This is a genomic window from Bacillus sp. FSL K6-3149 (assembly GCF_038630515.1).
Classification (GTDB): Bacteria; Bacillota; Bacilli; order Bacillales; family Bacillaceae; genus Bacillus; species Bacillus pumilus.
Map to the genome: position 1 here is coordinate 108,125 of NZ_CP152034.1, position 22,680 is coordinate 130,804.

Annotated in this window: 19 protein-coding genes; 5 read left to right on the forward strand and 14 right to left on the reverse strand. The window is 42.1% G+C overall.

The annotated features are described in order from the left end of the window. The first annotated feature begins 90 nt into the window (after positions 1–90). A complete protein-coding gene (locus MHB83_RS00640) occupies positions 91–1,575 on the forward strand; it encodes an alpha/beta hydrolase (RefSeq protein WP_340866490.1) in 1,485 nt (494 codons plus the stop codon). Here MHB83_RS00640 and MHB83_RS00645 read toward each other — a convergent pair. The 8 genes from MHB83_RS00645 to MHB83_RS00680 all read right to left on the reverse strand — a co-directional run bounded on the left by MHB83_RS00645 (position 1,572) and on the right by MHB83_RS00680 (position 12,946). Beyond that, positions 1,572–2,105: an HD domain-containing protein gene (locus tag MHB83_RS00645; protein WP_003212819.1), complete on the reverse strand. Its 534-nt coding sequence runs from the start codon at positions 2,103–2,105 to the stop codon at positions 1,572–1,574. The genes MHB83_RS00640 and MHB83_RS00645 overlap by 4 nt on opposite strands. 145 nt (positions 2,106–2,250) lie before the next feature. After that, a complete protein-coding gene (locus MHB83_RS00650; protein WP_170965981.1) occupies positions 2,251–2,994 on the reverse strand; it encodes a (S)-benzoin forming benzil reductase in 744 nt (247 codons plus the stop codon). Positions 2,995–3,093: 99 nt separating this feature from the next. Continuing rightward, positions 3,094–3,579 carry a type VII secretion protein EssA gene (essA, locus tag MHB83_RS00655; RefSeq protein ID WP_050944050.1) on the reverse strand — a complete coding sequence of 162 codons (486 nt, stop codon included), beginning with the start codon at positions 3,577–3,579 and terminating at the stop codon, positions 3,094–3,096. After that, positions 3,569–6,466: a type VII secretion protein EsaA gene (gene esaA, locus MHB83_RS00660; protein ID WP_342496545.1), complete on the reverse strand. Its 2,898-nt coding sequence runs from the start codon at positions 6,464–6,466 to the stop codon at positions 3,569–3,571. Before esaA ends, essA begins: the two co-directional genes overlap by 11 nt. Continuing rightward, the gene (essC, locus tag MHB83_RS00665) at positions 6,463–10,938 is read right to left on the reverse strand and encodes a type VII secretion protein EssC (protein WP_342496546.1); all 4,476 of its coding nucleotides are present in this window, start codon (positions 10,936–10,938) and stop codon (positions 6,463–6,465) included. Before essC ends, esaA begins: the two co-directional genes overlap by 4 nt. 51 nt (positions 10,939–10,989) lie before the next feature. Then, positions 10,990–12,303, reverse strand: coding sequence for a type VII secretion protein EssB (gene essB, locus MHB83_RS00670; protein WP_342496547.1), 1,314 nt, complete (start codon positions 12,301–12,303; stop codon positions 10,990–10,992). Between the two features lie 14 nt (positions 12,304–12,317). Continuing rightward, positions 12,318–12,557, reverse strand: a complete 240-nt coding sequence (locus MHB83_RS00675; RefSeq protein ID WP_003213579.1) for an EsaB/YukD family protein — start codon at positions 12,555–12,557, stop codon at positions 12,318–12,320. A 95-nt stretch (positions 12,558–12,652) separates the two neighbouring features. After that, positions 12,653–12,946, reverse strand: coding sequence for a WXG100 family type VII secretion target (locus MHB83_RS00680; RefSeq protein ID WP_003213769.1), 294 nt, complete (start codon positions 12,944–12,946; stop codon positions 12,653–12,655). A gap of 404 nt (positions 12,947–13,350) precedes the next feature. Between MHB83_RS00680 and MHB83_RS00685 the strand changes: the two genes are divergently transcribed. The 3 genes from MHB83_RS00685 (at position 13,351) to MHB83_RS00695 (ending at position 16,539) form a co-directional block, all read left to right on the forward strand. After that, positions 13,351–14,580, forward strand: coding sequence for a PucR family transcriptional regulator (locus MHB83_RS00685; protein WP_137054457.1), 1,230 nt, complete (start codon positions 13,351–13,353; stop codon positions 14,578–14,580). A gap of 110 nt (positions 14,581–14,690) precedes the next feature. Continuing rightward, entirely contained in the window at positions 14,691–15,827 is a 1,137-nt protein-coding gene (ald, locus tag MHB83_RS00690) for an alanine dehydrogenase (RefSeq protein ID WP_061409499.1), read from the forward strand. Positions 15,828–15,942: 115 nt separating this feature from the next. Continuing rightward, positions 15,943–16,539, forward strand: coding sequence for a biotin transporter BioY (locus tag MHB83_RS00695; protein ID WP_003212636.1), 597 nt, complete (start codon positions 15,943–15,945; stop codon positions 16,537–16,539). A gap of 70 nt (positions 16,540–16,609) precedes the next feature. On the opposite strand, the gene MHB83_RS00700 is transcribed toward MHB83_RS00695, so the two are convergent. From MHB83_RS00700 to MHB83_RS00710, 3 genes are all read right to left on the reverse strand, one after another. Beyond that, positions 16,610–17,386, reverse strand: coding sequence for a sporulation protein (locus MHB83_RS00700; RefSeq protein WP_137054456.1), 777 nt, complete (start codon positions 17,384–17,386; stop codon positions 16,610–16,612). Positions 17,387–17,545: 159 nt separating this feature from the next. Beyond that, a complete protein-coding gene (locus tag MHB83_RS00705; protein ID WP_253622271.1) occupies positions 17,546–18,874 on the reverse strand; it encodes a Na+/H+ antiporter family protein in 1,329 nt (442 codons plus the stop codon). Between the two features lie 141 nt (positions 18,875–19,015). Continuing rightward, the gene (locus tag MHB83_RS00710) at positions 19,016–20,506 is read right to left on the reverse strand and encodes a leucyl aminopeptidase (protein ID WP_253622270.1); all 1,491 of its coding nucleotides are present in this window, start codon (positions 20,504–20,506) and stop codon (positions 19,016–19,018) included. Positions 20,507–20,831: 325 nt separating this feature from the next. On the opposite strand from MHB83_RS00710, the gene MHB83_RS00715 reads away from it, so the two are divergent. Beyond that, positions 20,832–21,308 carry a divergent PAP2 family protein gene (locus MHB83_RS00715; RefSeq protein WP_003212726.1) on the forward strand — a complete coding sequence of 159 codons (477 nt, stop codon included), beginning with the start codon at positions 20,832–20,834 and terminating at the stop codon, positions 21,306–21,308. A gap of 42 nt (positions 21,309–21,350) precedes the next feature. Here MHB83_RS00715 and MHB83_RS00720 read toward each other — a convergent pair whose 3' ends face one another. The 3 genes from MHB83_RS00720 to MHB83_RS00730 form a co-directional block, all read right to left on the reverse strand. Further along, positions 21,351–21,995: a 3D domain-containing protein gene (locus MHB83_RS00720; RefSeq protein WP_003212854.1), complete on the reverse strand. Its 645-nt coding sequence runs from the start codon at positions 21,993–21,995 to the stop codon at positions 21,351–21,353. Between the two features lie 98 nt (positions 21,996–22,093). Continuing rightward, positions 22,094–22,414: a YuiB family protein gene (locus MHB83_RS00725; protein WP_003212933.1), complete on the reverse strand. Its 321-nt coding sequence runs from the start codon at positions 22,412–22,414 to the stop codon at positions 22,094–22,096. A gap of 81 nt (positions 22,415–22,495) precedes the next feature. Continuing rightward, positions 22,496–22,621 (reverse strand): YuiA family protein, encoded by a 126-nt coding sequence (locus MHB83_RS00730; protein ID WP_157957789.1) that lies wholly within the window; start codon positions 22,619–22,621, stop codon positions 22,496–22,498. Positions 22,622–22,680: the final 59 nt, after the last annotated feature.

A 22,680-nucleotide genomic window follows, 5' to 3' on the forward strand; every position in this document is an offset into this window, starting at 1 on the left:
ATTTTAACAATTGGTATGTTTTTACATTTTTTAGAAGTATAATAGATTGGTGCTGCCAACCATTTAAAACATTTGAAGAGGTGAATTGTCTTGAAAAAACTCATCTGTATTGTTGCTGTCATGCTCTTTCTATCCTCTGCATGTTATGCGCATGCAGGGACAATTGGAGACCCACCAGGGACGCCAGGAAAGTGGTTTAAAGGCGAAGAGCCCGTTCAAAAAGACGGATCAAAACCACCACTTGTTTTTGTTCATGGCATTAACAGCTCCTCCTCCACTTGGTCCAATCGAAACGATATGGCAAAGCAGGCTGTTTTGAACGGATACGAAAGCGCATTCATAGATTTGCACCCAGATCAGGACATGAAAAAGAACGGCAAACTATTAGCGGAAAAGCTCAAAGAAATCTATGATTCGTTTGGTAGAAAACTCATTGTGATTGGTCATAGTAAAGGCGGGGTCGATACACAGTCCGCCCTGGTGTATTTCAAAGCCCATCCCTATGTGGAAAAGGTCATTACTCTCGGCTCTCCTCATAACGGGACACCGCTTGCGGATCTAGCGTATAGCAAGGGCGGAAGCTGGCTTGCGGAAATTCTTGGACAAAAAAGCGACGCGCTTTATTCTTTGCAAACCGGTCTGATGGCGGCTTTTCGAAGTGAAACCGACCAGCTTGAGGCGTTTCCCAATAAATATGTCACCTACTCTGGTTCGGAATGGGGAACATTTGGCGGTGCGCTGTATTTAGGCGGCATGTATTTAAAAAGCTTTGGTACAAATGATGGTGCCGTCACGGTAAACAGCACAAAACTATCATATGCAAACAATATTTTAACAGGAAAATGGGATCACTATTCAATCAAAAACGGCACAAGTATGTTTCCTGTGTTCCAGCATCAGCTGCTGGCAAATGCCGCGAGCGCTGGAAATAAACATAAAGAGGAACAAGAGCCCGTTTCTGCTGAGCTCAATACAGATGTTTATGTGAAAGGTGGAGAAAGTGAAAAGGATCAAACAGAAGCGTTCTATGTAGAGGAAGGAACGAATGGCTTATCGATCCAGTGGTTAAATGAAAGGCAGGAGACGCAGCCCGAAATCATTGCCCCAAATGGAGATGTCTTAACAAACCTTAAGACATCGGAAGCATCTTTCCCATATGAAGGCGCATATTCACACCATGTAAAAATCAATAAACCCGTTCCTGGAAAATGGACGATTCAATCGAATTCAGGAAAAAGAGCTCCTTATCTGCTGCTTGTAACCTTTGATTCTCCATTAAATGAAGAAATTAAAGAAGCTGCTTCGAAGTCAGGAGATGCATCGACCCATTCAAGCGGTCTGATTAAACGGTTAAGCAGAACGGTGGAAACCACTTACTTTCAAGATGCAAAAAAAGATCATCCATTGAAAACAAGTACCTCATCAGCCGTTCAATTGAAAAAAGAAGGTGCTTATTCTGTCACGGTAAATTACACTGGACTCACTGCGTCAGGGACATCTGCGTTTAACCGTACCGTTATTCGCACATTGTATGTCGATCAGCACGGAACGATTCATGGTGACATTCCATATTAAACAGAGCGTTTCATGGGCTGAAGTGCCTGCTGCACTTTCTGATCCAAATCAGCAATTTTTTTCATTGCGAGTGATTCGTCTATTTGTCTGTAATGGTGGTGTCCGCCAGGCTCTTCATCCATTTCATCTGCTTTCTTCACAATTTGTTGGAGTGTGTCCTTATGAAGGTCGCCCTCTGGCAAATAGGAATCTGTATGAAGCAGAATCGCAAGTGCAATATCTTTGGCTGCTTTTGGTTCCTCCCCGAGCCGTATGAGCAGTTTATGTGCCCGCTCCGCACCTTTAATGGCATGAATATCATTTCGTCTATATGTCTCGTAATCCCATTCTCCGCCGGCTGTATACCATTCATAATGGCCAATGTCATGTAAGAGCGCTGCTTTCACAGCCAGATCTGGGTTAATCCCAGCCTTCATCGCCAGCTTGAATGCGTGATAAGCACAAGCAATCGCATGGGCTTTTCCTGAACGATTTAAATACTTTTGAGCAACTGGATGGGTGTAAACATCCATTAATGTAACCTTTCTCATGGAGACCCCTCCTTATCTATATTTTTAGCATCCTAACATATTCTGAAAAGAAACTCAAATGTTCTGTTATATTTTCTATGAGTCTCAAGATTAGCTTATGTCAAATTGGCCGGTTTTGCTTGTACAAGACGGAAAAAAGCAGTCGTTATGACTGCTTTTTCACATACTCACGTGCATCGTATACACAGCCGCCAGCTGGATCACCCGCTAAAAGATCGAGCAAAATACCTGCGACTTCATCTGGACTCTTCAGTGTGCCTGTTTCATATAATTGCTGAAAACGATCAATTTGTTCGAAGTCCTGTTTTGATGATTTCCGAATCTCTCCTTGCATATCTGTATCAATCGTGCCTGGGGAAAATGAAAACGTGTTGATTGGATACGCCTCGTCCTGCTGTTCCTCATGCAAAGTCCTCATAAACATATCAAGTCCTGCCTTTGAGCTGCAATACGCACTCCAGCCTTTATATGGATTTTTCGCCGCTCCAGAAGAAAGGTGAACAATCGTTTTCTTTCCATTAAATGATTGAGTCTGCTTAACAAACACATGGCTCAGCAAAACAGGAATCACAAGATTCAGCGTATAATGCTGATGAAGCGTATCCTGTCCGCCTTGCCCCACACGCTTGATTGGTGTCACCATGCCTGCATTATTGACGAATAAGATGTCATCAGCTGCTGTCAGTGTTTGCGGCGTGAGACAATCTCGAAGCCATTTGGCTGCTGCTTGCTCATCTGTCAGGTCGACCTGTGTATGTGTAAGCTTCGGATGAGAAATTGGTGATGCACTTCTTGCTGCCGTGTACACATGATCTCCGCGTGAAAGCAGCCGGTTCACAAGTGCTAGGCCAAATCCTTTTGATCCGCCTGTAACGATTGAAACTCGAATGACAATCTCCTCCCTCGATAACTCTATTTTACGTAGGGAAACGGTACGAATTCAAGCAATCTGCACAAAGAAAAACCTGCCTCTTTTTAAAGAGACAGGCTATTTCTTCTCAGCCTTCACATTCACCTTTGGAATTAGAATGACCATCACAACGATGCCAAAGACGATTAAGAAACCAAAGATGATCGGAAGCAGTGCGGATGACTGCTTCTCATAATCATCTCCAGAAGGTGCCGATACAGCGGCATCACGAAAAGAGATATTCATCTCTTCCATCATGTGAGCTGATGTTTTGGGCGGATTCTCTTTTAGATCACTGAAAAGCTGCGGAGAAAGAGACCCTCCCGGAGTTTTAGGCGGTTCAGCAAAATGAATGTCTGTTTTAACTGTTGATGTCTTTTTGCTTTGTTCGTATTTCGTTTGATCCCTCAATATACTTGAGTTAATATTGAGTTCTTTTTCTTGATATTCATTCGGCTTGACATTTGTATCCGTATCTTCACCAGCAGCGAAAGCAGCAGGAATGAGGAGAAAAAGGGACATGACACCAAGTGCCATCCCTTTCACGAACAGATTAAGCCTCATGAGTCACATCACGTTCCTCCGTTTTATCTTTCCATAGCTTTGTCACAAGCGGGATGGCCATGAAGAGGACAGTTAAAATCACTAATCCTATAACACCCATTCCAAAGTGATCTCCATTTCCATATTGGATGGACAGGTACACGTCTGTCACTGGATTTGTGAAATGGAAATTCGGCATCACCAAATCAATTAATGGTGCGACAAAGAAGAAAATAAGCGCCGTTGCTGCCATCCATCCGGCAATAGAGCCGAAAAGGAACGCCGTGCGAATAAAGGCGGAACAAGCCACTAATAGTAAAATCGTGAAAATGGACCACTGAATCGCTTGATCATCTGCAAGCTTGTAAATGTTCAGTCCGAACAAGCTGATCATGAGTCCGACTAATAGATTTAAGATGCCAAACAGTGCACCTTTAACCAGCATCGGAGCTGCCGCATAATACGAGCTGAAAAAGCCAATTAACAAACTACTGATCATCACAATGACCAAAATAACCACTGGCGGTACAGTCTGCGTTTTTTCTTCTGGTACATCACCGCTAATTTTCAGCGGATTGGCTAAGTGATTATACACATAGTTGCTGTTGCCTTGATCGCTTAATGTGTTTCCTAAAATACCTTTCAAATCTTGCTGAACAAGTTTCGTGGAATGAACATTCTTGCTCCAGTTTTCATTCAGCGTATCCGCTTTTTCTTGGACCGTTGTCACACTCTCTTCAATGTTATTCGTATAATCCGCCACCCCTTTTTGGCGGTCGGTTAACGAACTCATATTTTCAGAAAGTCGAAGCACTTCCTGACCAATTGAATCCTGTGCACTGACAACAATAGAACTGCCTGCAAGGTCTGCCGTATACACTGCATCTCCTTGATCAGCCATTTGCTCCGCAACATTGTCCGCACTTTCAGAAATTGTGTTTAATTCCTGTTCCATGCTTGCCTGCTGAGTCGAAATGTATTCTGCATAGCCATCTGAAAACTTCTGCATCTCATCAATAAAAGTAGACACATCATCGTTTGACGTCAGCATTTGTTTTTTGAGCGTATCCCAGTTTTCTGTTTCCTCTTTTTTGATGGAGAGGATGGACTGGATATTCTCTTCTTTTGCGTCATATAAAGAAGAGTTATTAGATGGTTGATAGACATTTGCGATCATCAGCTCTAGCTGAGAGAGTTGATTGGAATACTCCATTAATTTTTTAGTTCTTGTTGATTTTGTTTCGAACTTTTTCTCAAAAAGATTGTCATTAAAAGCTTCACCAATCGGTGAGTTTCTGCGCTTCAGCTCTTTTACTTTGCTTAAAATAGTGGACTCCTGATTTTTGATTTCATTTGGAATCACATTATATCGATCTTGTAACCATAGGAACATCTTTTCAAGCTTTTCTACTTTTTTCGTAAGTTTCTCAAGCTCTTTACTCATTTGACTCACTTTGTCTTTCAATTCGTCATTATGAGCGGAAGCTTTTTCTTGAATTTTCTTTTTCACTTCATCTAAGCGGATTGAGAGTGCTTTTAGGTCATCCTGCGATGAATTCTTGTTGCCGGTATCTGGCTGAGCAGGATTTTCGCCCGCTTCACCTTCTTCCCCATCTCCGGTCGAAGGCGGTGTCTCTTGTTCTCCTAATTGATCCGCAAGGTCGTTCATTTCTATTGAAATTTGCGAGAGCTCATTTGTTTCTTCATCTAGGTTAATCCCAATCTCTTCTGGGTTTTCATTATCTTGATCTGATGGCCCGTCATCTTCAGAATCAACTGGCGGCTCAGGCTCATCCATCAACTCTTGCCGTTTAGCCAATAGCTTTGTCTGCAAGGCTGATATCTTATTTCGATAGTCTTCTAAGTAACGCTCTTCATACTTTTTAATCAGTTCTTCCTGAGACTCCTGAACAAGCTTAGTTAATCCCGTCGATTGCTTAGGAATAGCGTCCTCTCTTGACTTTTGAACAGATTGGATGGCGCTGTCCGTTGTGTTTAGCTGACTTTGTACGCCGTTGATGTCTGTTTTGAGTCCACCCATTTGATCACTAAAGCTGCGGGCATTTTGGTTTTGGATATCAGCGAGCTGTTTGAGCCCCTGCTGGATTTGTTTTTGGTTTGTCGATTGCGCTTTGATCAGGAGGTCCTTTTGTTTGTCTTGATACTGCTGGTATTGATCGACTACTTTCACAAAGCCCTTTAACTGGTTCTTTGCTTCTTCTGTTGTACTCAGACCATCTTTATATTGTTTCTGCGAATCGGCCATCGCATTTTTTAATTCTTCTATTTGTTTCTTCTGCTGCTGAACAGCGTCTGATAGTTTGTTTGAGTTCGGCTTATAGAAGTTATACATCGTGTTTTGAAATTCGACTTCTTTACCGACAATATGCTCAAACTCTTCTCTGACATTGCCGATTTCCTGTGATACAAAGCTCCAGTATAACGTTGACATCTGTTCATTCATTTTCTTTTGCGCATTTTCCAGCTCTCTTTGCACTTTCTCTTTATTGACTGAATTGAGCTGATCTTGAATGGAAAATTGAATGGATGCCTTTTCAGGATGATCTTTATCATAGCTCAGCACATTTTTAGAGAAATCAGACGGAATATAGAGGACAGCGTCATACTTTCTGCTTTTCAGTCCATTTTCCGCCGCACTGCGGTTCACTACGGTCCATGTATAATCTGGACGCTCTGATAATGCGGCCACGACATCCTGTCCGAAACGAGCGGTGTTTTCACTTTCGCTCGCTCCCATATCCTCATTGACCACAGCAATATTACGTGTGGCATTCTTTTTCTGTTTTGCCGGATCATCTCCAATAAGGTGGAAAAATAAAACCGGCAGAACCAGAATCAATATCATGGTCGATACGATTTTGATGGAGCTTTTTTGCTGCTCTGTCATTGAACACTCTTCCTTTCTACCGCACATAAAGGAACCTGGATTTTCTTCTCTTTCCCGTTTTCAACCAAATACCCGAAGCCTGGCTGAATATCTGGTTCTTGTCTTGCATACGGAAGCGGTATGATGTTTTGCTCTGATTTTTTCATGAGTAACATAGCATGACGAACTTGTTTGATTTCGTTTGTGAGTGCATCATAGCCTTTACTGAATTCGGTATGATTTCCTGATGCGATCAGGCTAAAGCCTAGGTGTGCATATGACTTCATGAAATCAGCCAATTGATCTTGAAGGCGCGGGTCGATTGTCTGCTGAAAACGCGTAATGCCATCAATCACAAGCACAATTTGAGAGAACGACAACTGATCAGTCTCTCCCCGGCGCACAGCTTCGACGTACATCTCTTCACGCACCTTGAATAAACGGTCTATTTCCTCAGCCCATTCGGTGATATCACCTTTTGTTTCAAGGTAATCAATGTTCTCTTCTTTTGCATAATGAGAGAGACCCCGATCAATCGAATCAAAGACGGCTAGCTTCTCAGGTTTTGCTGCTAATAGCTGATCAAGCATCAGTTTTGTCACATTTGTTTTCCCGCGCTGCGTTTGACCAATGATGAGGCAGTGTTTATTCTTCTTCAAGTCAAAGTAAACAGGAGCAACAGATTCCTCATCTAGTCCGACTGGAATGTCATACGGCTGTTTTTGTTCTTCTAAGCGACTTTCTAGCTCCCAAATGGTTAGTTTATCAGGAAGCATTGGTACAGGTTTTGGTTTTTCAGCTGATGCAAAGCGATCATGAAGAAGCTGGATCTCTTGTTTCAAATGCTCAAACAGCTCGAGGTCGTTATCTCCTTCAACTGGTAGGAACATTTGTGCAAAGTAAAGCTCTTCTTTGTTGATAATAACTCGTCCTGGAATCGGCTCTAAGCTAAATTTCGGTCTGCCAATAATCGAGTACGCCTCTCCTTGATCCATTAAGTAATGGACGACCTTTGTTTTCAAGTTGTTCATAAGAGATTGACGGACTGCGTTTACCCGAGTCGCTGTAATTAAGAAGTAAATTCCTAATGATTGTCCATCACGGCTCAGCTGGATAAATTCAGATTCAAGTTCATGCATTTCGTCTTTGACAATGTCAAAGTTGTCGATCACGATGAAAATGAATGGGAGCTTTTTCTCATTTAAGGCGTTGTACATTTTGATATGACTCATTTCTTGCTGCCTGAATAAACGCTTGCGGTATTCAACCTCTTCCCGCAGACGCGTCATCGACTTTTGAATCTTTCTCATTTGATCCATTAAGAAATAATCCGCCGTGTGCGGCAGCTTGGCCAACGGAAGCAATGTTCCATTTCCGAAGTCATAAATATACGCATGCCATTCTTCAGGTGAATATCTCTCCGCAAAGCTCATGAGTAGTGTTGTTGCAGCAAGTGATTTTCCGTAGCCAGAGGAACCAAAGATCCCAATGTTCCCATCCTCCATCATTTGATAAGAAAGTGGATGCTGGCTTTGCTGATCTGGCTCATCGACAAGCGCAAAATGGAAGACATGCTCTTCACTCGACGCGTAACGTGATTTTGGAATCCGTTCTTCGAGCGGTGGAAGCCAAGGACTTGGGAGCTTCTCAATCCCAAGCTCCTGCTGCATACGTTCAATTTCATCCACAACAGCAGAAATCTCCGACACTGTCTCTTTTTTCACAGCCGGCTCTGTGCTTACCCCTGATAACGGAATAAGTCCAGTATCAGTCACAATGGCAATGTCATCTTCTGATCCGTAGCCATCTTCCATATAAGGCGCACCGCTCCAAGCTGATTGGAACAATTCATAGATTTCATTGTTTCCTACTTGTAAGTAGCCACGGCCTGTAACGGTAATAGACGCCGCATCACTATTTTTCAATATTTCCTTACTGTCTGACGCATCTTGTACTTTCAGTGCGACCTTAAAGCGTGAGTTACTCCAAATTTGATCATCAATGACCCCGCCTGGCTTTTGGGTAGCCAAAATGAGATGAACCCCAAGGCTTCGGCCGATACGTGCAGCACTGACAAGCTCTCTAATAAAGTCCGGCTCTTCACTTTTTAATTCAGCGAACTCATCAGAGATTAAGAATAAATGAGGCATTGCCTGTTCAGCCTTTTTCTCCTTATAGAGCTTCGTATAATCATTAATGTGATTCACATGATATTGATCAAACAAGCGTTGTCTTTTCTTCAACTCACTTTTAATTGAGGCAAGCGCCCTTTCACTAAAGTTCTTACTGCCTTCAATATTGGTGATCGTGCCAAGTAAATGAGGAATATTCCGGAACGGCTGCGCCATTCCGCCTCCTTTATAGTCAATCAATAGAAATGCGACTTCATGCGGATGAAAGTGTACAGCGAGCGATAAAATGTACGTCTGTAAAAATTCACTTTTCCCTGATCCTGTTGTTCCCGCCAACAGGCCGTGCGGACCGTGTGCTTTTTCGTGTAGGTTCAGATCCACAATGTCATTTTTCCCTTTATAACCGATTGGCACAGAGAGTGATTTGGCCGTTTCTGATGTGAGCCACTTTTCACGAATGCCAATCTCGTCTACCTGTTTGGCATGAAAAAGATCAAGGAAGGAGACCGTTTCAGGAATCGAGTTGGTCATGCCAACTTGATGATCTAATGTTCTCAGCGTTCTGGCAAACAGCTCATTGTCCCCGCGCTCATGTGTATCAAGCTGAAATGGAATTCGGACGGCTTTCTTGTGCTGAATGAGAATATCTCCTTCTTCCTCGTTAATATAACGGACAAGCGTCGAGATATTTTCAGCTAAGCTTTCCTTTGTTTCAGCAGCAAAAATAATGGAGATGCCAAGGTCCGTTCGGCTGCCTTCTAAATATTCTAAAATCACATGTTCCGCAATGAGCTCATGATTTGTCACGATAAACACAAAGTGAGGCGTAAAGATTTTTTTCTCTTTTTCTTCTTCTAGATCACGCTCACGTAAAATTTCATAAATCGAGGACAACAGCTGATCACGTGTTTGTTCGTTGTAAATGAACCCTTTGCCGTATGTATGAGGCAGCTGGAAATGCGGAAGCCATTTCATCCATTCCCACTTCTCATACTCCTGCTCATGAAAAATAAAGACAAATCTTAAATCATGATAGCTGTGCGAGAAAGCAAGCTGTCCGACAAGCTGATGAAGCTCCTTTTTCACAATGGCTGGCTTTCCAATCAATCCAGTTGGGCCATCGGCAAGACCGAATGTGATGGGTACATCCTTTACTTCACGATAGACCTGTTGCATGTGCTGCGTTTGTTCCATTAATTCATCGATATCACGATTGGCCATATCGCCGCCGCTCATCGATAGTTCATAGCTTGACGGGACTGCGCCCGTCCCAAGACGCAACTGCAAGAAATCATCACTCATCAGTGTTTTTTCCCAAATTCGGCCGCTAATTTCTGACGTTAAATACTTCATTTGTTCAAATGATGGATAATGATACGTCAAAATATATTGCTGGCGGTCGTAGAGCTCTTGCAGTTCTTTTCGTTTATTTTCTAAGTAAAGAGAATAGACTCGCTGCCGTTTCTCTTCCCTTCTTTTACGTTGTGATTTCTCTTTAAAGTATTGAACAGACGATGTGATTAACGTCATGATAAACATCGCCATCGACACGACAATAAAGATCCCGCGCGGCTGGACAAGAGCGACAATTCCCATCACAAGAAGCATCACAAGCGGCGGGAGGACAACAAGCCAAAGCCCTCTGCTGCTATTTTCACTCTCCTGCGAAGGAAAGCTAAAGGAAACCCGGTCATCTGGCAGATCATAAATTAAACGCGGTGTTCGTCTATATAAAGGATATTTTTGTTTTGTTTCTGTGCTTGGTGCTCTTGTTTTTTCCAAACGTGTTTGAAATGGTTCATATGCAGTCACCTGCAATAAATCATCATCTTTCAATGTCACCGTTAGGAAGTTCCAGAACAGCTCATCTCCAGCATCAATTGTCTCTGGACCGTGAATTTTTTGCCCGTTCACATAAATCGTTTCGTCCTGAGGCATGACATACCAAGTTCCTTCGATTTTCTCCAAAGTAAATTGGCTCGCATCTTGAAACATGGAATGCGCTTGTTCTTTCCACACATCAATATCACCTTTGTTCTCACGTGAAAAAGACAGCTCGACTCTATTTCCTAGGTAATAAATGTGTTGATCATGATGTGCTTCCATTAAAACAAGTGTCATTGTACCAAGCTTATATGGTTCATGTGGAAGTAATGTGCCTTTCTTCTCTTCACCCTGATAAATGGAAAAGCCATCATTCGGTTCATCAGGAGTTAAACGGATGCCCCCTTCATCAAACGAAAGTGAAGGGATTGTCACCGTATGCTCTATTTCAGGTCCAATCACAGCTTCTCGATTGAACTGCTCGTCTAAACGGACGGTTTGATAATCCTCCTCATAAAAAACCCAAAGAAGACTCAAACGCTCCACCTCCTCATGGGACAGCACCAACTGTCAGTTGTATCGAAAGAATTATTTTTTCTCATCTTTTTTCGTCTGAGAGGTTTTCTTTTTCGCTTCAGATTCTTTCTCTTTTTTCTCTTGATCGGCTTTTGACTGCTCTTTTTGTTCAGCTGTTTCATCTGTTTGACTTGCGCCCGAGGAGTCATTGGTGCTTGTCTCCGTTGTTTCTTTTTCTTCATATTTCGCCATTTCCTTAATGATCGGATCTAGCTGTTTTTGTTTTTCTTCCGCAGAAAGACTGTCATCGTTTTGAATGTCGTTGCGGTAGGCGACGAGTGCCGTAAATATGTACCGGTCGTCTCCAAGTACCCGTGCAATATCAAGTGCTTCCTTGCTATTGCCTTGTCCAATATGAATCCAGAAAAGGAAATATTGCGGATCAGTCTGTAATGTGTATGTATCTGTGATTTCTTTTTTATGCTGATCGAGTAACAGGTTGCCTTGATTTGTTTGTACATACGAAATGGCCAGTTCATATTGAAGAGAGACCGGCATTTGATTGGCTGAATATTTTTCTAACGTATCCACCACTTGGCTGTACTGTTTGTTGAGATAATATTTGTTTGCCTCGACATACGCTTCTTGTTTCGGCATCGCAAAAAAGAAGGTGTAAATGGTGTACACCAATGCAGGGATTAATAGGACAAGCAGACCTAGTCCGATATATCGTTCGACCTTCCATTTCTTTTTCGGAATGGTCAATAGCGTTTTCTCTTTCGTTTCAATCGCTTCGATCTTTTGCTGAATCAGGGCAGACAATTCTTCCAGAGACTGCGTTTCGCTGATCTCTTTTGCCAGTTCAGATAATTTCAGTGTCTCGCTGTAAGCCACATATTCTTGAAACTGATATTCATGGTCCACCACTCGAAGAATGACGGCTTTGACCTCTTTTAACAGACGATGCTCATCCGTTTCATATGGCGGGATGCTTTCTTTGACGCCGTAATGCAAAAATGCAGGAGCTAAGCCTTGATGAAAAACAATGTTTTCAGGAGAAACAATAGGATGCAGCCGCTTCACGTCGTGTTTGCACACTGCATCGACAAGCTGGTATGAAAAAATCCATTTGCTTTTTTCATCCTTCGCATGGATGAAACGAAATTCCTGATAGGCAGGAGGCGGTTGAATAGAAATAATAACCTCATCTTCAGTTAATTGAATCTCTTTTTTGAATGAAGGGTTGATGTCTTTGATCGGTGCCGCTTCTAAACCGTCTAAGAGTTTAATGGTCTCTCTTTGAAAAATGAAGCTGTAGGTTCCGCCCTCTTTTTTCATCACTGCTTCTAATTGTTCTTCTAAATAGGAACTCTTTTTATCTGCCATTTACAAAAGTCCTTTCATAGTATTTCCAGCCTGTCTCCTGTGGTGATTCCACAGTCTGACAGCTTATATTCGCCTGAAAACACAGCTTTCTTATTGACTACTCGCACCCAGCCGCCTTCTCGCTTAGGGAGTGAGATTTGTTTTGCCTGCCAGGCGATATGGATGACTTGTTTAATATGTAAATAATTTGATAGTCTCAAATCAAACACACTGCCATCATAATTTTTTAAGTCGATGGTAATATCGATATACACAAATTTCCACCTCACAAAATAGAAAGAGCGCCGGCATCCATTGACAGACTCGGCGCTTTTTCTGCTTTTCACACTTAGAAAGGAAATCCCTTTGATTAGCCGCGGATTTGGCTAGCGATGTCTTGGTCAGTGCTTTCAAGTGTATTTGCCGTTTGATCAAGCTGATTGCTGACATCTGTTAATAGATCAGACATTTTGATGAATGAAGGCTTTAACTGCTCGTATTGATCAGCAAATGCTTCACTAGAAGCACCTTCCCACATTCCTTTTAAATCTGAGATCATTCTATTTAGACGATCAACTTGGTTTAACACTTCTTGACTTTCAACACCATATTGCTTAGCGGTCGCTCTTAGTTCTTCTGGGGTTACGCGAATAATTCCTGACATATTCCTCATTACCTCCCGTGCATAGCCGCCATATAATGGGCTAATCCACTTATTTTTTGACGTTATTATTATAAAAACAGAAATGATACACAGTCAAACAAATCTGTTTTTATTTTACAAAATGAGTCTATAGAATTACTGTATTTTCGCTTTTTATCTAGTATTTAACATTTTTTTGGTCATATATTCTTAATAAGTGTAGACACACTTCACTGAATCTTTCCGCCTATTGATTTATTACTACGTTATTATTGTACTATTTCTTTTTCGCCTTCTTTCAGCATGATACGCTCGCTTCTCATAGCGATCTCTTTTTTAAATTTATGGCATTTTGTTATTGATTTACGTACCGCTTTCTCTTCATAATGTAAGTACGTGAAATATTCGAAAAAGCAGGGGTTTTTATGACAAAAAAGACAGATCCATTTAAGTATAGTCTTGATCGTTTAGAGGATGTGGCAGACCAAATTAGTGATGTGCTCAATTGCCCTATTACTATAGAAGATACGCATCATCGATTGCTCGCTTATAGCACACATAATGATTTTACTGATCCCGCCAGAACTTCAACCATTATCTCCCGCCGTGTACCGGAAAAGGTCATTAATCGGCTTTGGAAGGACGGCATCATTCCTACACTCCTTAAGACAGACGAACCGCTTCGTGTCCCTCAAATTGCAGAGGTGGGTTTATCTAGCAGGGTTGCCATTTCAATCTGGAAGGACAAAGAAGTACTCGGATTTATCTGGGCAATTGAATCCGCACAGCCATTTTCAGAAGAAGAAATAGACCTTTTGAAGATGGCAGCACATGCTGTTAAAAACAAATTACTTAACTTACAAATTCGCAAAACGAAAACAGAAGAACGCAATCAGGAGCTTTTTTGGAAGATGCTCACAGGTCATATTCATGAAAAGGATGAGATGCTCGACCTATTTTTAAGACTCGGCATCAGATGTCCAGACACGTATGCCATCATCATCTTCCGACTTCGTGACGAACTCACAGAGGACACAGAAAAAAAGCTATCTTATCTGCTTGAAACAACACAGCAAGTCCAAGTGCTGTTAACGACTGTTGATTTTCACGAATTCATTATTCTTGTCTCACCAAAAACAGAGCACCCACTGCAGGATATTAAACAATTCACAAGTGGCATGCTGCAGCAGCTGTCTGATCGTTATCATATCCATCACGTTCAAGCAGCGATTGGTGGAATTTACGATAACATCTCTCATATTCAGCCATCCTATAAAGAAGCACTGGCTGTATTAAAAACAAAAGAGCGCTTCCCTGTTGAAACCGAACGTTTACACAGTTTTTCTGAGCTTGGTATTTATCAATATTTAGATGTCCTCGCTGAAAAACGAAGGGGCTCATCTTACTCCAGTTACTCTTTATCAAAGCTGGAAGATTACGACCTGAGGCATCATTCCAACCTAGTCGAAACCCTTGAACGGTTTATTGACTGTGACAGCAATGCCAATATTGCCGCAAAGCAATTAAACATCCACATCAATACATTGAATTACAGATTAAAACGCATTACGGACATTGCAGAAATCGATTTAAAAAACATGAATGAGAAAATGACCATATACCTTGATATGAAGCTAAAAAACGTCCATTTGTGAAATTTCACAAAGAGGCGTTTTTTTATTTTTTATTTCAACCGAAGCATTTTTTAAACATTCAGGATACACTAGACATACAATATGAATAGATAAGCATGGGAGGAATAAACATGATCATCGGCATTCCGAAAGAGATTAAGAACAATGAAAACCGAGTGGCATTAACACCAGGAGCAGCTTCTCAATTACTTTCAGCTGGACATCAGATTTTGATTGAAACAAACGCTGGTTTTGGAAGCGGATTCACTGATGACGATTATGTATCTGTTGGTGCAGAAATTCTTGATCAAGCGAAAGATGTGTGGGCTTCTTCTGATATGATCATGAAGGTAAAAGAACCATTACCTGAGGAATATTCATTTTTCAGAGAAGGACTCATCTTATTTACGTACCTGCATCTTGCTGCAGAGCCCTCCTTGGCTGAAGCTTTAAAACAAAAAGGCGTCACAGCTATTGCTTATGAAACAGTAACGGACGGAAAATCACTCCCTCTCTTAACACCTATGTCTGAAGTGGCAGGCAGAATGGCCGCCCAAATCGGTGCACAATTTTTAGAAAAGCCAAAAGGCGGTAAAGGCATCTTGCTCGCAGGCGTACCAGGGGTATCAAGAGGGAAGGTCACGATTATAGGCGGCGGTGTTGTTGGAACAAACGCAGCGAAAATGGCGATTGGACTTGGCGCAGATGTCACTCTTATTGACGTAAACGCAGAACGATTACGTCAGCTGGACGATCAATTTGGGCATCAAATGAAAACGTTAATGTCTAACCCTGTCAATATCGCCGATTCAGTCAGTGAGGCGGACCTTCTCATTTGTGCGGTGCTGATCCCAGGTGCCAAAGCACCAACGCTTGTGACGGAAGAAATGGTGAAGCAAATGAAGCCCGGTTCCGTCATCGTAGACGTAGCCATTGACCAAGGCGGCATTGTCGAAACCATAGATCATATCACAACACATGATCAACCTACTTATGAAAAACACGGTATTTTACATTATGCTGTCGCCAATATGCCTGGAGCAGTTCCACGGACATCGACTGTTGCTTTAACGAATGTCACCGTTCCCTACGCACTGCAAATTGCTAATAAAGGCGCTGCAAAAGCCATTCAAGAAAACAAAGCCATCGCAGAAGGTGTCAATGTCATGAACGGACATATCACATATGAAGCCGTCGCTCGTGATCTCGGCTATGATTATGTACCTGTTCATCAAGCGATCGATGCGTCCTCTATGACAGAAGCTTAATACAGACCCGCCCTTTTGATGGGCGGGTTTTATTGTTAACCAATATTAAAAACAGGTTGACAAATAACCTTCATCCCCTTAATCTATTTGTACAGATAAGACAGGGGGAAACATCATGCAACAGAAAACAAGAACCGCTGATTTTGTGCTAGTCGGAATGTTTGCTGCACTCATGGCGATTGGAGCGAATATCACATCCATTGTGCCGTTTTTACAGGTCGGCGGAATTCCACTTACGATGCAGCCATTTTTTTGTGTACTTGCTGGTCTTTTGCTCGGCAGACGGCTTGGTGCTTTAGCGATGATTGTATATGCCTTGGTCGGAATTGCTGGCGCACCTGTATTCGCACAGTTTTCAGCAGGCTTTGGGGTGATTTTAGGCAAAAGCGGTGGCTTTGTCTTATCGTATATTCCTGCTGCCTGGCTAGCTGGATTCATTTTAGAAAAAAGAAAAAATCCTGGATTTGGCCGCTTTTTACTTGCAGCTATTGCAGGTACGACCGTCATGTATGTGATCGGAACGACTTATACGTACCTCGCATTAAATGTGTGGCTGAATGCCCCGATTTCTTATCAAACCACGTGGTTCTTTATGATCTGGTTTATGGTGAAAGATTACGCATTGACGATATTACTTGCGATGCTGGCACCTAAAATTTATCGCTCTGTTTCAAAAGCTACGTCCTTTCGAAAACAACAAGCCGCATCATAAGTGCAGACATCATCTACAAGTTGAACATAGAGAAAAGAGCCTATCTTCATTTAGGCTCTTTTTTCATCATTTATTCAGCGTATTGGTCGATGATTCCTTCTAGCATCCCTTCAAGCACTTCTACATCTTCAAGGTCTGATGGACTGAAGCGGTAGCGCACAAGCTGTTCTCCATCATGATACATCTCCTCAAGCCACCCTCTGAGTCCTCTTGCTCTGCGGTCAACTTCGAAAACAATGTCTAATCCGCCTTCATCTATCAGAAAAATCAGCTCTAATTCATCAAGCATATAACGATAGTCATCTGATGTCGGAATAAACTCGAATTCTTGAACAAATGGCAGACGACGCTGGAAGTAAGGTGCTTGTTCGCAGTCTGCTTCGTTCAAGTGGAAGCCAAGATTTCTAGTGGCCTCCAGTACATTTCTCACCCAAGGATGTGCTTCAACGAAAATGCGGTCATAGTCAGATTTATCGATTCCTCCTTGGATATCAAGGTCTGTCATTACTGCAATTTCTACTTTTCCGATCGTCATCGGGGTATCGATAGGAAGAATAAATGAAAACGGAAATTCATGCTTTTCGCCAGGCTGGATGATAAAAGAATCCGTCACCCGTAAAGTAAAGATATTCACATATTTTCTATGCTCTTCATCATCTTTCACAATCACATACTGTGTTTGAATCTTGACATTGATATAGCGGATGTCCTGAGAGATTTTCCCGCCTTTTGCATGGACAGTTCCCCTTACCTCTTGTCCAGGATAATAAGTGTTTTTCTCCAAAATGGTATCTACCTTTGCCGCACCAATCCCTGCACTTGCCGCTAGCTTTTTAAAAAATGACATCTCTCATCTTCCCCTTTTCGTTTTTATCAGCATATATACGTAAGATAGAGGAAGAAAGATTCATTTAATTCATACTTTAGTCCTAATTATTTTTTCGCTTGTGAACAACAAAAAAGCTTATAGAAAAAACATCATCGTTTTCTCTACAAGCTTTTCATCTTACAGGATAATCGCTGCAAGCCAGCCGAATAGAACAAGTGGGATATTATAATAGATAAAAGTCGGGACACATGTACCCCAAATGTGGTGATGCTGTCCATCCATGTTCAATCCAGATGTCGGTCCAAGCGTACTGTCACTTGCAGGTGAACCTGCATCACCAACAGCCGCAGCTGAACCAATAATGGCAATGGTCGCCATTGGACTAAATCCAAGGTGTAAACAAAGTGGAACAAAGATGGTCGTAATAATAGGAATCGTGGCAAATGATGATCCGATCCCCATTGTCACAAGCAGACCCACAAGCAGCATTAAAATGGCCGCGAGACTCTGGCTGTTGCCGATAAATTGTGAAGATGCTTTAACAAGCGTTTCAATGTCTCCTGTTTTGGTTAAAACGTTGGCAAATCCAGCCGCAACAAGCATGACAAAACCGATAAATGCCATCATGTTCATGCCAGATGTAATCAGTTGATCTGCTTCATCGCGTTTCATCATTCCGGTCACAAACAAGACAAGCAGTCCTGCGAGTGCACCGAAGATCATCCCTTCCACGCCAAGGCTTTGAGACAGATAAAGCTGGACAATCAATGACACGAGAATGGCAAGACCGGCAAAGAATAGACTTTTTGTCGTATAGGCTGATTTCTCTATATCTGTAATATCGCGATCCTCATATACTTTTGGCTTACGATACATGAAAAGAGAGACAATCAATCCTAGCACCATCCCCCCAACAGGGATCAGCATGGCATATGGAATATCTGCTAAATTCACAGCTAGACCTGCATCCTTCATATTGTCACGGAGCATTCCGTGGAAAATCTGTCCAAAACCGACTGGAAGTAAAATATATGGTGCAGTGAGTCCGAAGGTCATGACACACGCTAGCAGTCTACGGTCAATTTGAAGCTCGTTAAACACTTTTAATAATGGCGGAATTAAGACCGGAATAAAGGCAATGTGAACAGGAACGACGTTTTGTGAAAAACAAGATACGATCAAAATCACAAGAATGATCAGTACTTTTGATAATGTTTTTCTTCTTGAGTCGCCTTCTTTTCCTAAAAGCTTCACTGCTCCTTCAACCATGGCATCTGGAAGACCCGTTTTTGTCAGCGCCGCAGCAAATGCCCCTAAAAGCGCATAACTAATTGCCACTGTCGCATTTCCTCCGAGCCCGTCAGTAAAGGCTTCCACTGTTCCTCCCAGGCCTAATCCACCTGCAAGTCCGCCAGCTAAAGCACCAAGTGCGAGGGCAATGACCACATTGACCCGCAGCAAGCTTAATATCAACATTAAAACAACCGCTAAAACAACTGCATTCATGGTGAAACCCCCGAAATCCTTTAGTTTACTAATGTAGTAGATAATTAAAGTACCAACGTATGTTACCATAGAAAAAATACTACGTCAAATGGCGTTTGACCTACATAAAAAAGGCCCTGCCATTTGGCAGAGCCTCATCCTTTATTTCTTTCCTTCAAATCGTTCCACAAATGTGGCCAATGACCGTACCATCACACCTGTCGCCCCCGTTGGTCCAAAGCATGAAGGCTTTTCTGTTGTGGCTGTTCCTGCAATATCCAAGTGAACCCAAGGCGTATCCTCAGCAAACTCACCGATGAAAGCTCCTGCCATGATCGCATGACCATCGCGGCCTGGTGAGTTATTGAGATCAGCCATTTTGCTGTTTCGTACGCGCTTTTTATCTTTTTCAGTGATTGGCAGCTGCCAAATCATTTCACCGCATTCTTCTGATGCCTCTTTAAACTGGGCATACAGTTCATCGTTATTCGTCATGACGCCTGTTGTCTCATTTCCAAGTGCCACAATGACTCCGCCTGTTAATGTCGCCACGTCTATAAGAACAGAGGCATCGTGCTGCTTCGCATATGTCACCCCATCTGCTAAAACAAGACGGCCTTCTGCATCCGTATTCAGCACTTCGATTGTTTTACCGCTAAGCGACACAATGACGTCATCCGGCTTCATCGCATCAGCCGAGATCATATTGTCTGTCGAAGCAATAACAGCAATGACATTTTGCTCTGGGCGCAGCTCACCGATGATTTCCATAGCGCCTAAAACAGAGGCTGAGCCGCCCATATCAGTTTTCATCCCAACCATACTGGCTCTTGGCTTTAACGAATAGCCACCAGTATCATATGTGATGCCTTTACCGACAAGCCCAATCACGTCCGTCCATTCTTCCTTGCCTTGATATTTCAGAACGATGAGCTTTGGTGGTTCTGTTGAGCCTCTATTGACAGCTAGAATCCCGCCCATCCCGAGCTCTTCCATTTGTTCTTTATCTAAAATTTCAATCTCAAATTCGTATTTATACGCAAGCTCTGCCGCGTACGAAGCCAGATCAGAGGATGTGAGCATATTCGGCGGCATATTCACAAGGGTACGAGCCGAATTGACGGACTGTCCGTAGACCTCGCCCACTTTCAGACTAGCCTGAATTTCAGTCGTATCATGATCCGTCATTGCATAAACAAATTCGATGAAGCGATCCGGCTCATTTGTTTTATGTTTAAAATCTTGTAATTCATATGTAGCTAAAAGGCAGCTTTCAGAAAGGGCATGGGCTGCATCTTGGGCAGGTAGATCCTTTCCAATAAACGTGTCCAGCAAGACCGAAACCGCTTGCTTTTTATCTTGATGAAGCTTTTTAAATAAATGGGCAAATCCTTCTTTTGCCTCTTCAAACGTGTAATCTGATTCCTTCCCAAGCCCGACAAAATAAATGCGTTTGATGCCTGTTTCAGGGGATGGGAAAAACTTCGAAAGCTGATTTCGTTTAGATGAAATATCGCCTTCTTTTAATAATTCAGTGATTCGTCCTTCAAGTAATTCATCCATTTCTTTTGCTTTTCCTGATAATTGGCTCTTTTGAAAAAGTCCGATCGCCAGTGTATCTTTATGTTGCCATTCATTTGTCGAGAAAAACATATTTATCACACGCTCCTTCAATGAACTCCATTTTTCACATTGGAACTTCTATTATATCAAAATTTGCGGGTCTATACGATCATTGCCAGTCTGTCTTTACTTGATGAACATTTATATTTTCACACGCGGAAGGGCATCATGAAAAAGCGATGAAAACTTGTACAGCCCGTCCGCGTCTCCTCGTTCCACATCTACTTTCTTTAATGTTATAATTGAACATGGACTTGGCAGCATTTGAATCTGCTATCATTTTTTCATCATACTAGGGTACACAGTCCACCATTTTGCACGATATTTTTTCTTACAGAGAGGATGTTTCTTGTTCATGAGCGTACTGACGAATTTTCCGCTGCTTGCCAGCCTTGCAGCCATCTTTTTTGCTCAATTTGTAAAAGTACCGATTCAATTTATCATTTCTAGACGACTAGATTGGTCGCTCATTACAAGCACAGGCGGAATGCCAAGTTCACACTCCGCAGCCGTAACAGCACTCTCAACAGCAGTGGCTTTAGAGCACGGGCTAAATACATCAATCTTTGCGATTTCCGCCATCTTTGCGATTATTACCATGTTTGATGCAACAGGTGTGCGCAGACAGGCAGGAGAACAGGCAACTGTACTGAACAAGCTGGTAACAGATTTTAACCGATTTGTTTCTGAAGCAAAGAATTTCCCGAGTGCGGAAGAAAAAGAAAAGCAAAAGAAATTGAAAGAGCTTCTTGGTCATAAGCCGATTGAAGTTTTCTTTGGCGGCTTAACAGGGATCTTGCTGACACTTATCTTAGATTATTACTTCATGTAGAAGCGAAAAAAGCTTTGGACCTCAAACTTGTCCAAAGCTTTTTTATTCTTTATTGGCTTGAAACTGCTGACGGAATACTTGCATTGATTTTGCTTCATTAAGCTGGTTTAAGTCTTTTTCCGTTAACGTTCCTTCGCCCTTTTTGATGATATACACATCGAGCACTTTTTTACCCCATTCTCTATACACATCATCTACTGTTTCATAGTATAAATCAAGCTTATGACCTTTAATGGCTTTTCCCGTATCTGCGACCACTCCGTAGCCATAGTTTGGGATAAAGAGCACCGTTCCAATCGGAAAGACTGATGGGTCCGCAGCCACAGTTGAATATAAATCACGTTTCACTTTGACGCCTGAATATGTAATGCCATATGCATGGTGTTCCTTCGTTTTACCTGTTGATTCCACACCTGCTGTATAGCCTGTGGCGACAACCTTTTGCTTCGGGTAATCGTTCCAATTGAACGCTTCTTCGAGAGATATAGCCCGCAAGTCATCACTTTTGAGTGCCATCGTTTCTCTTTTTTGCTGTTGGAAAAAAGAAGATACTTGCTTGCCAGGATCAGTCTCTTTCACCCAGGCAGCTACATCACTTGGTTCAACTCCAGATATGCCCGTAAAGCTTGTCAAAAGAGCAAGCATAAAAAGGGCTGTCATGAACAATCGTTTCATCCATGTTTTCATCTTTATTTGTCACTCCTCTACCCATCTATTTGTTTCCAAACAAAATGGAAACTATGCAAAGGAGAAACAAAAAACCCACTTGCCTATCTACAAGTGAGTTAAAACATTTGATACCCTCTTTTTCGAAGTGCATTAATGACAAAACCTGATGCAATTGCACCAATCAGACCGCTTAACAAAATAATGATATCAGCCGCTGCGAGAGAGACAATGCGGTCCCCTATTCCTGAAAAAGCGATGCCCGGTTCTCTGACATAAGCGATCATCTTTTGATTGTTGATAATGAAAAGGCATACAATTGGATATAAAATAGCCATAATCCATGACATTCTCAGCAGCATATTGAGCAAAAAGCCAATGCCGAAGAATAACACGAAAAATAAAATAACGGAAATAATAACGACTGGTAAACTGATCACTTCATCTCCACCCCCAAATATCCCATCATTAGTTTAACTTGGAAATAGAGATGAAGTCAATCAATGGAAAAAGCAGATGGATTAAAGCTTCTTTCCTGTCCCTTTACATTCCTCACATGTTTCAGATCCGCCGAGCAATAGCTGAAAATATCCTTTCCCCGAACAATATTGACAGGTGGACTTCTTTTCTTTTGTATGTGCATTCATATTGCTCACTCCCTTAATCTAAATTTTCTGATAATTTATCATACCATACTTTACTGCCG

Bases quoted from the DNA above. Each gene is read 5' to 3' on its own strand.
- MHB83_RS00645 (WP_003212819.1), bottom strand. From the start codon at position 2,105: ATGAGAAAGGTTACATTAATGGATGTTTACACCCATCCAGTTGCTCAA.
- MHB83_RS00695 (WP_003212636.1), top strand. From the start codon at position 15,943: ATGCAACAGAAAACAAGAACCGCTGATTTTGTGCTAGTCGGAATGTTT.
- esaA (WP_342496545.1), bottom strand. From the start codon at position 6,466: ATGACAGAGCAGCAAAAAAGCTCCATCAAAATCGTATCGACCATGATA.
- ald (WP_061409499.1), top strand. From the start codon at position 14,691: ATGATCATCGGCATTCCGAAAGAGATTAAGAACAATGAAAACCGAGTG.
- MHB83_RS00685 (WP_137054457.1), top strand. From the start codon at position 13,351: ATGACAAAAAAGACAGATCCATTTAAGTATAGTCTTGATCGTTTAGAG.
- MHB83_RS00700 (WP_137054456.1), bottom strand. From the start codon at position 17,386: ATGTCATTTTTTAAAAAGCTAGCGGCAAGTGCAGGGATTGGTGCGGCA.
- MHB83_RS00720 (WP_003212854.1), bottom strand. From the start codon at position 21,995: ATGAAAACATGGATGAAACGATTGTTCATGACAGCCCTTTTTATGCTT.
- essB (WP_342496547.1), bottom strand. From the start codon at position 12,303: ATGGCAGATAAAAAGAGTTCCTATTTAGAAGAACAATTAGAAGCAGTG.
- MHB83_RS00705 (WP_253622271.1), bottom strand. From the start codon at position 18,874: ATGAATGCAGTTGTTTTAGCGGTTGTTTTAATGTTGATATTAAGCTTG.
- MHB83_RS00715 (WP_003212726.1), top strand. From the start codon at position 20,832: ATGAGCGTACTGACGAATTTTCCGCTGCTTGCCAGCCTTGCAGCCATC.
- essA (WP_050944050.1), bottom strand. From the start codon at position 3,579: ATGAGGCTTAATCTGTTCGTGAAAGGGATGGCACTTGGTGTCATGTCC.
- MHB83_RS00710 (WP_253622270.1), bottom strand. From the start codon at position 20,506: ATGTTTTTCTCGACAAATGAATGGCAACATAAAGATACACTGGCGATC.
- MHB83_RS00680 (WP_003213769.1), bottom strand. From the start codon at position 12,946: ATGTCAGGAATTATTCGCGTAACCCCAGAAGAACTAAGAGCGACCGCT.
- MHB83_RS00730 (WP_157957789.1), bottom strand. From the start codon at position 22,621: ATGAATGCACATACAAAAGAAAAGAAGTCCACCTGTCAATATTGTTCG.